Raw genomic sequence first — 12,688 nt, 5'->3', positions numbered from 1 at the left:
AGTCACTGACCTGACACCTCACTCAGCCAAGGCTTGCCAATGCCGAAATCTGTTGACCGTATTCCGCCGATGCCGCGTATACAGGCGCTTGACCCAAAACGGTCCGAGCAGAGCTGGGAAAGCGCCCCACAATTGCTGGCCGCCCTCAACGGTGCACATCTGGGCGCTTGGTATTGGGACATCGAGCGCGGGCAGATCAGTTGGTCGCGGGGTACCCAGGCGCTGTTCGGCTTCGATCCCCGGCAACCGCTGCCGGCGGATCTGGAATACCTCGACTTGCTGCCGCCAGAGGATCGGGCGAAAACCATTCGCGCCTTCGACGCGGTGATCGCCGGCGCCCCGCTGGAACAGGCGATGCATCACCGCATCCGCTGGCCCGACGGCAGCCTGCACTGGCTGGAAATCAACGGCAGCCTGCTGCCGGACAAACACGGCCGGCCACGGATGATCGGCGTCATCCGCGAAATCACCCACCAGCGCCAGCGCGAACAGGCGTTGAGCAGCTCGGAAAAACGCTTCGCCACGCTGTTCCACCTGTGTCCGAACATGGTCCTGCTGACTCGCCAGGAAGACGGCCTGATCAGCGAAGCCAACCAGTATTTCGAAAGCCTGTTTGGCTGGCCAGTACAGAACGCTATTGGTCGCACCACCCTGGAACTGGGCCTCTGGGTGCATCCGGAGCAACGGGCGCAACTGGTCAAAGCCACCAAGGCCAAGGGCGAACTGATCAACATGGAGGTGCAATTTCGTGCCAGCAACGGCCAGATCCACGACGGCATCCTCAGCGCACAAAAAGTTGAGCTCGAAGGCCAGCCGTACCTGCTGAGTACGTTTCTGGACACCACCGAACGCAAAGCCGCCGAGCTTGCCCTGAAAGACAGCCAGGAGCGCCTCGACCTGGCGCTGGATTCGGCGCAACTGGGTACCTGGGACTGGCACATCCCCAGCGGCATGCTGTACGGCTCGGCACGCGCCGCCCAGCTACATGGGCTGGAAGCCATACCCTTCCATGAATCCTTCGACGAGTTTTTCGAAGGCGTGCCCGACGAAGAACGTGGCTCCATGCGTGATGCCTATCGCAGCCTGCGAGAAGGCCCGGCCGGCAATTATCAACTGACCTACCGCGTGCAACTGCCGGACGGCAGCTCGCGCTTCCTGGAAAGCCGCGCCCGACTCTATCGCGATGAAAACGGTGCTCCGCTGCGCATGGCCGGCACCCTGCTCGACATCACCGATCAGGTGGAGCGCGAACAGCTGCTGGTGGCGTCCGAAGAGAAGTTCGCCACCCTGTTCCAGGTCAGCCCGGACCCGATTTGCGTGACCCGTCAGGACACCGGCCAATTTATCGAGATCAACTCCAGCTTCACCCAGACCTTCGGCTGGAGCGCCGCCGATGTGATTGGCCGCGTCGCCGACGAAATCGGACTATGGGACGCTTCGGCGCAAAGCCTGCGACGGATCGAGCGGGTCATCCGCGAACAGGGTCTGAACAATGTGGCGATCCTCGTTCAGCACAAAGACGGGCAAGCCCTGACCTGCGTGATTTCCAGCCGCCAGATCAGCGTCGGCGATCAGCCGTGCATCGTCACCACCCTGCGCGATATCACTCAGCAGCAACGCTCGGAAGCCGCGCTCAAGGCCAGTGAAGAGAAGTTCGCCAAGGCCTTCCACTCCAGCCCCGACGCTATCACCATCACCGAGCGCGACACCGGGCGTTATCTAGAGGTTAACGACGGTTTCTGCCGCCTGACCGGCTACCGCGCCGATGAAGTGGTTGGGCGCACGGTGTATCAGGTCGGCATCTGGGCCGAGGAAAAACAACGTTCGGCGCTGCTCGCCGAACTGCAGATCAAGGGCCGGGTGCATCACCAGGAAATGCTCGGGCGCAATAAACGCGGCGAGTTGCTGACCGTAGAAGTCTCGGTAGAACCGATCACCCTCAACGAAACCGCCTGCCTGCTGCTGACCGCGCGGGACGTCAGCCTGTTGAAAAATGCCGAAGCGCAGATCCGCCACCTGGCCTACCACGACCCGTTGACCAACCTGCCCAACCGCGCCCTGCTGATGGATCGCCTGAGTCAGCAGATTGCCCTGCTCAAGCGCCACAACCTGCGCGGCGCCCTGATGTTTCTCGACCTTGATCACTTCAAGCACATCAATGATTCGCTCGGTCATCCGGTGGGCGATACCGTGCTGAAAATCATCACCGCGCGCCTCGAAGCCAGCGTGCGCATGGAAGACACCGTCGCGCGTCTGGGCGGTGACGAATTCGTGGTGCTGCTCAGCGGACTCGAAGGCTCGCGCAACGAGGTCAGCGAGCAAGTCCTGCAACTGGCAGACACCTTGCGTGAATTGCTGTCGGAGCCGATGTTTCTCGACGGACAACGCCTGCAAGTCACCCCGAGCATTGGCATCGCGCTGATTCCCGATCACGGTTCGACCCCGACCGACCTGCTCAAGCGCGCCGACATCGCCCTCTACCGGGCCAAGGATTCGGGCCGCAACACCGCGCAGATGTACCACAACACCATGCAGAAGGCGGCGAGCGAACGCTTGCGCATGGAAACCGACCTGCGCCTGGCCCTTTCCCGGGGTGAGTTCCGCGTGCATTACCAGCCTCAGGTCGACGCCCGGAACGACCGCATCGTCGGCGCCGAAGCGCTGGTGCGCTGGAACCATCCAGAACTCGGCGCGCAATCCCCCACCGAATTCATCAAGGTGCTGGAGGACAGCGGGCTGATTCTGGAAGTGGGTACCTGGATCGTCGACGAAGCCTGCAGCGCCTTCAAACAACTAATCGCCAAAGGCCTGGTCAATCCGCTGGACTTCAGCCTGTGCGTCAACATCAGCCCACGGCAATTTCGTCAGAATGACTTTGTCGAACGCATCGAACACAGCCTCGAAAGCCACGGCCTGCCCTTCTCGCTGCTGAAACTGGAAATCACCGAAGGCATCGTGATCCAGAACCTGGAAGACACCATCAAAAAAATGCGCAGCCTGAAAAAACTCGGCGTGAGTTTCGCGATGGACGATTTCGGCACCGGTTACTCCTCGCTGACCTACCTAAAGCGTCTGCCGGTCGACACCCTGAAAATCGACCAATCGTTCATCCGCGACGCCACCACCGACCCCAACGACGCCGAGATCATCCGCGCCATCGTTGCCATGGCCCGCAGCCTGGAATTGAAAGTGATTGCCGAAGGGGTAGAGACGCCGGAGCAGCTGGAATTCTTGCAGGGGCTGGGCTGCCATTTCTATCAGGGGTATTTGCACAGCCCGCCGTTGCCGGCGGAGGACTTCCAGAAACTGCTCAAATGACGCGGACCTCGTAGCAGCTGCGTAGTGGCGAGGGGATTTATCCCCGTTCGGCTGCGCAGCAGTCGTAAAACTTATGCACTCGGTGTTACTGACACACTGCATCACCTGATTTCACGACTGCTTCGCAGCCGAACGCAGCCTCGCGCGGCTCGACAGCTGCTACACAGTGGCGTTGACCCGGGCAATTGCCAGTTTTTCGTTCAACCTGTAGGGTCGCGATTTTTTACACCGCCTCAAAGAGATCAATCATGCAGGATGCAACCCTCCCCCGCCCGGCTTTGCTGGGTATCGATCTTGGGACCACCAATAGCCTGATCGCCGTTTGGCAGGAAGGTCGGGCACAGTTGATTCCCAACGCCCTCGGCGAATTTCTCACCCCTTCCGTCGTCAGCCTCGATGAGGACGACAGCATTTTGGTTGGCAACGCGGCACGCGCCCGCCTGACGACCCATCCAGAACGCACGGTGGCGGCGTTCAAGCGTTTCATGGGCAGTGACAAGCAGTTCGAATTGGGCGGTCGGCAATTCAGCCCGGAAGAACTGTCGGCGCTGGTGATCGGTTCACTCAAGCAGGATGCCGAAGCCTGGCTGGGCCACCCGGTGCACGAGGCGGTGATCTCGGTGCCGGCCTACTTCAGTGACGAGCAACGCAAGCGCACGCTGTTTGCCGCCGAACTGGCCGGCCTGGTGGTGTCGCGCTTGATCAATGAACCTACCGCCGCCGCCATGGCTTATGGGCTGCACAAGCAAAAATTCGAGCGCACGCTGATTTTCGATCTGGGCGGCGGCACCTTTGATGTCACGGTACTGGAATACGCATTGCCACTGATCGAGGTCCATGCCTCCACCGGCGACAACTTCCTCGGAGGCGAAGACTTTACCGCGGCGTTGATCCAGGCCTGCCTGAAAGACTGGCAACTCACTGCACAGATGATTGATGCCCAGGGCCTGGCCAGCCTCGGCGACGCCCTTGAGCAACTCAAATGCAAGCTCCCAGAAGGCGCGCAGCAACTGATCTGGAACGGTGCCGGCGAGTTGCGCGAATGGTCACTGGATGAAGCGGCGGCGCTGAAAATCTGGGAGCCGCTGTTGGCCCGCTTGCGCGCCCCCATCGAACAAGCCCTGCGCGATGCCCGACTGAAGCCCAAGGACCTCGACAGCCTGGTGCTGGTCGGCGGCGCCACGCGGATGCCCGCGGTGCAGCAAATGGTTGCCACACTCTTCGGGCGTCTGCCTTATCGCCACCTCGACCCGGACACGATTGTCGCGCTGGGGGCGGCCACCCAAGCCGCGTGCAAGGCCCGCGATGGTGCCATCGAGGAACTGATCCTGACCGACGTCTGCCCCTACACGCTGGGCATCTCGACGAGTCGCGGTGAAGACGTCAGCGGCGCCTTCTCTCCCATCATCGAGCGCAACACCGTCATCCCGACCTCCCGGGTGCAACGCTTTTACACGACGCATCCACAGCAGGCGTTTATCCGCATTGCGGTCTATCAGGGTGAGCGGCCGTGGGTACGCGACAATATTTTCATCGATACCTTCGACGTACCCGTGACACCCGGCGACCAGACACAAGCCCTGGATGTACGCTTCAGTTACGACATCAATGGCTTGCTCGAAGTCGATGTGACCTTGCTGGCCAGCGGTGAACGCCACAGCCACAGCATCGACCGCAGTCCCACCGGGCTTGATCAGCAATCACGGCAAAACAGCCATGAACGGCTCACCGCCCTGAAAATTCACCCGCGCGATGCGCTGCCCAATCGCACCCTGCTGGCGCGACTGGAGCGTGCCTGGATGCAAAGCCTGGGCGATGAGCGTGAACAAATTGCCGGTTGGCTGGATGCGTTTACCGCCGTGCTCGGTGGCCAGCAATCCGTGGAGATTGCCAGCCATCGGTCACAACTCAATAAGGCGCTGGACCAACTCCGCCTTTAACCATTGAGCCGCCGCAGGGTGGCCTGCAAACCACCGGGCAGTGCGTCTTCACCCGCGCTATCCAGTGGCACGCCATAGCGGTTGGGCAGTTTGTCACCGGGAAACGCGAACAACACCAGCGGCAGAAACGGCAACACCGGTGCCAGGCAGCAGCAAATCAGCAACGTGGGAATTCCGCGACCGAGGTCATGCAGGCGCCTTAATACAGCACTGAGTAGAAACGCGACGCCCAGCAACAGCACAGCGGGGGTGCCGCTGAATATCATCACGACAAGGGTGATCAGCATGCATCCCAGCACCTGTCCGATAAATGCGCTGCGCCCCAGCCGCGAACCCAGGCGCCAAAAAGCAGCGGATGGCGTTGGGCGGCTGTCGCTTTTGGCCAGCAGCAGGCGTTCGCTCCAGGACAGCAATGCACTCAATGCCAGACGCAGGCCCACGCTGTTCGCAACATCATCCTTGCCACGCTGCAACTGCCGTAGCACCTTGGTTCTCGGCACACCCGCCGCACCATAACGAACCAGGCCTCTCAGCATATCGAGGACTTCGTAGACCAGCAGCTTGTCGACGCCGAAATCCGTCAACACTTTGCGAGGCGGCCACACAGGGTCCCCTTTGATCAAACCATCACGAAACGCTTCGAACCAATCATCTTCACAACTGATGGCGGCGATGGATTGCAGCAGTGCGCGATGTTGCTCGGCATCCAGGCCCGGATCGTGATACAGCACCCCCCAAAGCAGCATCAGCCCCAGCAAATCCTCGCCGCACGCCTCAGGATCACTTTCAATGCAGGTATAGAGTTGTACATTGCCAGGCAGCGCTGCACTGTCGAGCGCCTGTTGAACATTGAACAATTTCTGCACGAGCAAACCATGAACCGGATCGGTACCTTGCAGCCACCCCAGTAAACCGGCGCAGTTACCTTGTTCACGTTGCAAACGCCGCAGTAACGGTTGCAGGCGACTCAGGGGATGAGCCGAATTGACCTCCAGCCGCTCCAGACAGTGCGAATCGATCAACGTTAGCCAACGTTCTGGCTGGTCGAGCAACGCCAGCAGGAACATCGTTTGAGCGTGCCATTGCCACTGCGCCTCACCTTGCGTAATGACCGGCAGAACCGCGCCCCGCTGCCCCAACTGGACCAGCAGGCTCAAATCCCGCAAGTTTACGTCCGCCTCTGCGTCATGCAGATCAAATGCCTGATCGGTCCGCTCCAGCGCAGACTGATCGTAAACCCGCAGCCTGCGCAGCCACAGGCGGCAAATCTTGTGCGGCTCGCCCTTCGTCAGTTCCTCGGCCAATTGCGGTTGAACTGAACGACTGTTGAGAAAGGCCTTCATCGCCAACGGGATTGGTGCCTGATTCAACCAGCAAAGTTGCTGCTCTGCCTGATACTTGAACCCGCTCAGCACCAGGCCTTCAAGGGCATCGACCGGGTGCGGTTCATCCAGTATGTGTTGCAACAAGCCCGCATCCCCACGATGCAAGGCCCACGCATACCAATACAGGCGTTGTAAGCGAGAATCAGCATGCTCCCCTAGAAGCAATGCCAACAGAGGCAGCTCATCCCCCGTCATCCGCCAGTCGACAAATGCGGCCGCCAAACCTTGCAAGTTGAGTTGCCCAGCCCCAAGCCAGCGGGCCAGTGTTTCGGGACGCTGTGAAGGGCTGCCATATTCTTGAGTGACATCGTCGAGGTCACAGGACCAATCGCGGAAGTTTTCCAGACGATCAAACGCCTGAATCAACAGCGCGAGAAAGCCCGGTTGACGCTTGGCGCAAAGCTCCAGCAAGCGGCTTTCGGCCTTCGGGTGACGATGTTCCTGCCAGAGCCGGATCCAGCAAGGCAGCGCTTGATCCTCCAGCCCCAGCAAACTGGTTTGGCACGCCAACAAATAAAGCCAGTCGACATCGTCTGGCGCTTGCGCATGTTGTTCGACACACAGCTGTTGCAGACCTGTACCACCGATACCCGCCTGAGTGAACCGCACCAGCAACCGCTTGATAAATGCTTCGTCCGCCGGCAACGGCAAACATGTGTGATGGCTGGCGAAGTCTTCGAATTCATGAAGCGGACGATGATCGAAGATGTAGTCGAGGCTGCGGGCATACCAGAGGGTTTCCGTCTGTGCAGGCTCAGACCAGCCACTCATCAGTGTGGTGTCGAACGGGTCCGGCAACCTGATGCGCTGCAGAAACGCTTCGACTTCTTTCGCCTGGTCGAACTCCAGATCCAGCAACTGGTGTTCCCAGGCCATCCGTTGCGCCAACAGGTTTGCACAACGATAAGACAGTGGCCCGGCGTTGGCCAACGGATGGAATAGCCCCCAACTAAGGTCATCAAGCGCGTCCAGCGGCAACTGATCCAACGCTTTAACAAACGCTTGCCAGGCTTGCAGATTGAAGCGACGCGCCGGATCTTCGAGCAACGCGTAAAAATCCACTACGGTCTGCGGGATTTCGGGCGCGCCAGCGCCCTCATCTTCGATTTCGGGCTCCTCGAACCGGGCGAAGCGGGTAGCGCTTTCATAAGCTTCACGCAGTGCCTGAAAGCCCTGCGGATCACTCTCCGGATGATGCTCCGGCAGACGCGCGCGGTAAGCATCTCTAATCAGCGTTTGGTCTTTGGTGGGCTCTATGCCCAAACGTATCCAGCAACTCATGACCAGTCGAACTCCCCTAGGGACGCCGGGCGTGGCGGCGGATTGAGGTCCAGATGCCAGGGCAAATCGGCCAGAAAAGCAGGCATGTTCTGGTTCAGGCCGTGAGCGATGCGCAGACTGCTCGAAAACTCCCCTTGTCGATCCAGTTCGTAAGCGAGCGTAGGGTCACTGCTGTTCAGGCAGCCCCAGAATGAGCGGCCGGTCAGAAATCCATTGAAATAAGAAAACCAGCTGCCGTAGTGGTATTGCGCCCTGACTGCCAGTCGACAATGCAGCCAGAGGCTCTCGGAGAGATCGATCCACTCGTTGCGCACTCCGCAACGCAGGAGAAACCCCATACGCCCCAAATCCCACGCCTGAATACCACCCGCCCCGCAGCCGTCATAGGTACGACTGGCAAACTCATGCAAGACGCGCTCACGCGGCTCTAGTGTCTCGAGCAAAGCCTGCCACTCACTGGGCAAACAGCGCTGCCAGGAGCGATACGCCCCTTCGAGATGTGTGGCGTGACCGTTATCGGTCATTCTTTCGAGCATGCCCAACAACTGCGACCGGTCATTGATGCCCCAGCTGCATTGCAGGTCGATAAATTGCGGATCGGAGTAGAAAGCAGGCTCGTCGTAATTCGCGGGAGAATTAAGGGCTACCATTGGCGCAGAAAGACCGCACAGCCAACGCTGTTGTATCTCGTCCATGAAAAAAAGCTCCGGGCCGACCAGGCTGGATGGGGGTCGGCAAACTGGCGTGGATTGTAGAGAAACCGTCGCAAGGCGGCAAAGTACGCATGACCGTTTTTTCGCACAAACAAAAAGGCCCCGACAAGTCGGGGCCTTCATTCAGCGGATTACAGCCTGCTCAGACGAATGTGTGTCTTCGAATGACTCAGTGCTGCAGCGCTGGCTTTTGCGTCCCGTTGATCGGGATGCGTTTGGCTTTCGCCTCTTCCGGAATTACCCGCAACAGGTCGATGCTCAACAAACCGTTGCTCAGACCGGCGGCCTTGATTTCGATATGGTCCGCCAGACGGAAGGACAGTTTGAAGGCACGCTGTGCGATGCCTTGGTACAGATAGGTGACGTCTTCGGTCGCGTCACGCTTGCCGCCACTGATGGTCAGCACACCTTTTTCCACTTGCAGCTCCAGGTCTTCTTCCTGGAAGCCGGCGGCCGCTACGACGATACGGTATTGGTCGTCGCCGTGTTTTTCCACGTTGTAAGGTGGGTAGGTGCTGCCTGGCTCGTTGCGCAGGGCGGTTTCGAACAGGTCATTGAAACGGTCGAAACCTACCGAGGAGCGGAACAGTGGTGCCATGGAAAATGCAGTACTCATGATTCAAATCTCCTGAAACATATCAGCAAGTTTTTTTGTCTCCGCGACCCGAATTCGGCATCGCGTAATCCTTAAATAAGGACCGTTGATTGCTTTTCAAGAGATTATCTACAGATTTTTTTCAGGCAGCTTCGGACACCTGAAGACCCAGTAAACGCGAGACATGATCCAGTTCGGTCTCACGGCGCAGCACGGTGAACAGCTCGACCGCTTCGGGATAATTGCGGGTCAGCATCGCCAGCCACTGCTTCAAGCGACCCGGCGATTGGCGTGCCGTCATCTGCGCCTTGGCTTGCAACCAAAAGTCCTGAATCAATGGCAGCAACTCGGCCCAGGTCATCTCGACGACGTCCTCACCCGCCCGCGCCATTGCGATTTGCCGTGCCAGGTCCGGGCGCGAAACCAGGCCGCGACCGAGCATGATGTCCTCGACGCCGCTGATTTCACGGCAACGACGCCAGTCTTCGACGCTCCAGATGTCGCCATTGGCGAATACCGGAACCTTGACCACATCCTGCACTCGGGGGATCCATTCCCAATGGGCCGGCGGCTTGTAGCCGTCAGTTTTGGTCCGCGCGTGAACCACGATGTGCGCTGCGCCACCTTCGGCCAGAGCCGTGGCGCACACCAGCGCACCGTCCGGGCTGTCGAAACCGAGGCGCATCTTGGCAGTCACCGGAATGTGCGCCGGAACGGCACGACGCACGTGTTCGACGATCTGGTTCAGCAGCTCAGGCTCTTTGAGCAGCACCGCGCCGCCACGGGACTTGTTCACGGTCTTGGCCGGGCAGCCGAAGTTCAGGTCGATGACCTCGGATCCCAGCTCACACGCTAGCGCAGCGTTTTCCGCCAGGCAAACCGGATCGGAACCGAGCAGCTGCACCCGCAGCGGGACGCCGGAGGCGGTGCGGGCACCGGTCAGCAGTTCCGGGCCGAATTTGTGGTAATAGGCAGGCGTGAGCAGTTGATCGTTGATCCGAATGAACTCGGTCACGCACCAATCGATACCGCCCACACGGGTCAGCACGTCCCGCAGGATGTTGTCGACCAACCCCTCCATGGGCGCCAAAGCAATTTGCATGAAAAACACACTCAACGAAAAACGTGCGGCAGTTTACTGGATTGCGCGGAAAATCTGCAGAACATCGCAGATTCCCCTGTGGGAGTGAGCCTGCTCGCGATAGCGTTGTGTCAGCCAACAGTGATGCTGCCGATGCACCGCTATCGCGAGCAAGCCCGCTCCCACATTTAGATTTTGATTGTATCCAAGACTTGCAACGCAGGACCGTAGCCCTCGATGAACTCCGCCGGCATGCGCCTGGGCTTGCCGGTCGACAGTTCGATGCAGACGAAGGTGGTCTGCGCCCGCAGCAACGTGGTGTTGTCACTGGGGCGCTTCAACTGAAAGTGCCGGGTCATTTTCAGGCGCTGGTCCCAATCGACGATCCAGGTCGCCAATTGCAACTCATCGCCTTCATAGGCGGCCGCCAGGTAATCGATCTCGTGCCGCACCACCGCCATTGCCCGATCCAGCCGACGATACTCGACCAGGTCCAGGCCAAGCCGCTGGGAATGGCGCCAGGCACAGCGTTCGAGCCAGGTCACGTACACCGCGTTATTCGCGTGCCCCAACCCATCGATGTCCTCTGCGCCGACTTCCAGATCAATGATAAATGGCGTTGCCCGATCCCAGCCCATGCCCCACTCCCGGTCAGAAAATTTTCACCGGGGCAGTGTAACGGATGCTCAGGCCGATTGGCGCGATTGCAGACTGCGACCGGCGAGCAACGAGAGAACGCCTTCGATCACCCGAGGGTCAGCCAGCACCCGTTGATGACCACCCTCCTCCAGGCGCAACAGACGGCTATCAAACCAGGCCTCGTTGATCAGCTGCGATTCCTTGACCGGAACGTAGCAGTCGTCTTCGGCGTGAACGATCAGGCCGGGCATATCGAGCTGATAGTGCGCGACATCCAGTGCCGCAGCGCGCATGCCGACGTCTCTTTCGACCTGACGTATGAACGCCGAGCGGGCTTTCGGCGGCAGCCGTACATAGCGGGCGAAACCGCGCAATACGCCGAGAATCCGCGCAGGGGCTGCGATAGTGACCAGGGTTTCGGTACGCAGGCCCAATTGAACGGCGAGCATGGCACTGGCGCCGCCCATCGAGTGGCCGATGACGGCTTGCAGCGGTGGCAACTCGGCAGCAGCCTCAAGCATGGCCCGGGCGAACAGCACCACATTGGCCTCGCGACCCGGCGAGCGACCGTGGGCCGGACCGTCCAGCGCAACCACGGTGTAACCGGCGTCGACCAGCGCGGTGATCAGGCTGGCAAACTGCGTCGGCCGGCCTTCCCAACCGTGCATCAGCAACACGGCAGGGCCTTGCCCCCAACGCAGCGCCGAGAGACCGAAGCGCAAGGTGATTCGCTCGGACTTCGCCAGCAGCGGCAATTCCCAATCACGCGGCGGCAGTTCTCGCGGTGTCATGAATGCCAATCGCATTTTGCTCGCGACCAGTTTCGGTGCGAACCAACCCAAGGTGCCATTAACGCCACGAACCCACTTCAACGTGCTCATCGCTCTCACTCCTCAGGCCAATGCCTTTAGGTCACAGCACCGCAGACTTCGCGGCGCGCAGCAATCGATCGGACAATTCTCCTGGCCCCAACGCGCGAGCCAAAGCCAAACCACCGACCATCAAGGCCATGTCGGCCAAGGCTTTGTCGGTGTCTTCCGGGCTGGCCGCCAACTGCGCGACCATCATTTCCACATGCTCATTCAACGCCACGCGAAACGCGTCCGGCAGACGCCCCAACTCGCCGACAGAAGCCGGAATCGGGCAGGCTGACTCAGAGGAATCACGGTGTTTGCGCGACAGATAAAACGCAGCAACCAACGCGCGACGTTCTTCGCCGGTCAATTCGGCGTCCATATCGGCGATCAAGCCACGGCGATGACCGAGCAGTTGCTTGAACGCTTCCAGCATCATCGCGTCCTTGCTTTCGAAGTGCGCGTAGAAACCGCCGACGGTCAGGCCGGCCGCGCCCATCACTTCGCCCACGCTCGGTTCGGCCGGGCCGCGCTGAATCAGCGCTGCGCTGGCAGCCTTGAGGATGCGTTCGCGGGTTTGAGCTTTTTTATCGTTCATCGTTGCCTCCGAATATTACGACTAGAATATTATTCTCATAATAATTTTACGCAAGTCGTGGATGTGACCGCTGGTCTGAAGAACAGTTTGAAAGAAATAGGGGATTTGGCCAAACGCCAGACAAACAAAAGGGCCATTCAATAATTGAATGACCCTTATAAAATCCCGCAGAGCGGGTAATCGTGGCGTCCCCTAGGGGACTCGAACCCCTGTTACCGCCGTGAAAGGGCGGTGTCCTAGGCCACTAGACGAAGGGGACGCAAAACCTTCTATACAACTGATCA

9 protein-coding genes and 1 tRNA gene are annotated in these 12,688 nt (G+C 59.7%); 2 read left to right on the top strand and 8 right to left on the bottom strand.

Annotated elements, in window-relative coordinates:
* Window positions 1–39: 39 nt before the first annotated feature.
* Entirely contained in the window at window positions 40–3,318 is a 3,279-nt protein-coding gene (locus KGB03_RS07720; RefSeq protein ID WP_223526731.1) for an EAL domain-containing protein, read from the top strand.
* Between the two features lie 248 nt (window positions 3,319–3,566).
* On the top strand, window positions 3,567–5,258 hold the full coding sequence (locus KGB03_RS07715; RefSeq protein ID WP_223526730.1) for a molecular chaperone HscC: 1,692 nt from the start codon (window positions 3,567–3,569) through the stop codon (window positions 5,256–5,258).
* On the opposite strand, the gene KGB03_RS07710 is transcribed toward KGB03_RS07715, so the two are convergent.
* The 8 genes from KGB03_RS07710 to KGB03_RS07675 all read right to left on the bottom strand — a co-directional run bounded on the left by KGB03_RS07710 (window position 5,255) and on the right by KGB03_RS07675 (window position 12,663).
* A complete protein-coding gene (locus tag KGB03_RS07710; RefSeq protein ID WP_223526729.1) occupies window positions 5,255–7,924 on the bottom strand; it encodes a DUF805 domain-containing protein in 2,670 nt (889 codons plus the stop codon). The two genes, KGB03_RS07715 and KGB03_RS07710, sit on opposite strands and share 4 nt — an antisense overlap.
* Window positions 7,921–8,619, bottom strand: coding sequence for a DUF1266 domain-containing protein (locus KGB03_RS07705; RefSeq protein ID WP_223526728.1), 699 nt, complete (start codon window positions 8,617–8,619; stop codon window positions 7,921–7,923). The genes KGB03_RS07710 and KGB03_RS07705 overlap by 4 nt, the downstream gene beginning before the upstream one ends.
* A gap of 187 nt (window positions 8,620–8,806) precedes the next feature.
* A complete protein-coding gene (locus tag KGB03_RS07700; protein ID WP_008151276.1) occupies window positions 8,807–9,253 on the bottom strand; it encodes an Hsp20 family protein in 447 nt (148 codons plus the stop codon).
* 121 nt (window positions 9,254–9,374) lie between these two features.
* The gene (locus KGB03_RS07695) at window positions 9,375–10,334 is read right to left on the bottom strand and encodes a tRNA dihydrouridine synthase (protein WP_008151277.1); all 960 of its coding nucleotides are present in this window, start codon (window positions 10,332–10,334) and stop codon (window positions 9,375–9,377) included.
* A gap of 167 nt (window positions 10,335–10,501) precedes the next feature.
* On the bottom strand, window positions 10,502–10,951 hold the full coding sequence (locus KGB03_RS07690) for an acyl-CoA thioesterase (protein WP_223526727.1): 450 nt from the start codon (window positions 10,949–10,951) through the stop codon (window positions 10,502–10,504).
* A 48-nt stretch (window positions 10,952–10,999) separates the two neighbouring features.
* Window positions 11,000–11,833: an alpha/beta fold hydrolase gene (locus KGB03_RS07685; RefSeq protein WP_140893593.1), complete on the bottom strand. Its 834-nt coding sequence runs from the start codon at window positions 11,831–11,833 to the stop codon at window positions 11,000–11,002.
* A 31-nt stretch (window positions 11,834–11,864) separates the two neighbouring features.
* On the bottom strand, window positions 11,865–12,404 hold the full coding sequence (locus tag KGB03_RS07680; protein ID WP_008028313.1) for a TetR/AcrR family transcriptional regulator: 540 nt from the start codon (window positions 12,402–12,404) through the stop codon (window positions 11,865–11,867).
* Between the two features lie 183 nt (window positions 12,405–12,587).
* Window positions 12,588–12,663, bottom strand: a tRNA-Glu gene (locus KGB03_RS07675).
* Window positions 12,664–12,688 lie beyond the last annotated feature (25 nt).

This window comes from Pseudomonas sp. BF-B-26 (assembly GCF_019956495.1).
Lineage (GTDB): Bacteria > Pseudomonadota > Gammaproteobacteria > Pseudomonadales > Pseudomonadaceae > Aquipseudomonas.
This window is presented reverse-complemented; position numbering and strand designations above follow the sequence as displayed.

Coding starts and splice junctions, on each gene's coding strand:
- KGB03_RS07685 (WP_140893593.1), bottom strand. CDS start 11,833: ATGAGCACGTTGAAGTGGGTTCGTGGCGTTAATGGCACCTTGGGTTGG.
- KGB03_RS07710 (WP_223526729.1), bottom strand. CDS start 7,924: ATGAGTTGCTGGATACGTTTGGGCATAGAGCCCACCAAAGACCAAACG.
- KGB03_RS07695 (WP_008151277.1), bottom strand. CDS start 10,334: ATGCAAATTGCTTTGGCGCCCATGGAGGGGTTGGTCGACAACATCCTG.
- KGB03_RS07715 (WP_223526730.1), top strand. CDS start 3,567: ATGCAGGATGCAACCCTCCCCCGCCCGGCTTTGCTGGGTATCGATCTT.
- KGB03_RS07705 (WP_223526728.1), bottom strand. CDS start 8,619: ATGGACGAGATACAACAGCGTTGGCTGTGCGGTCTTTCTGCGCCAATG.
- KGB03_RS07690 (WP_223526727.1), bottom strand. CDS start 10,951: ATGGGCTGGGATCGGGCAACGCCATTTATCATTGATCTGGAAGTCGGC.
- KGB03_RS07720 (WP_223526731.1), top strand. CDS start 40: ATGCCGAAATCTGTTGACCGTATTCCGCCGATGCCGCGTATACAGGCG.
- KGB03_RS07700 (WP_008151276.1), bottom strand. CDS start 9,253: ATGAGTACTGCATTTTCCATGGCACCACTGTTCCGCTCCTCGGTAGGT.
- KGB03_RS07680 (WP_008028313.1), bottom strand. CDS start 12,404: ATGAACGATAAAAAAGCTCAAACCCGCGAACGCATCCTCAAGGCTGCC.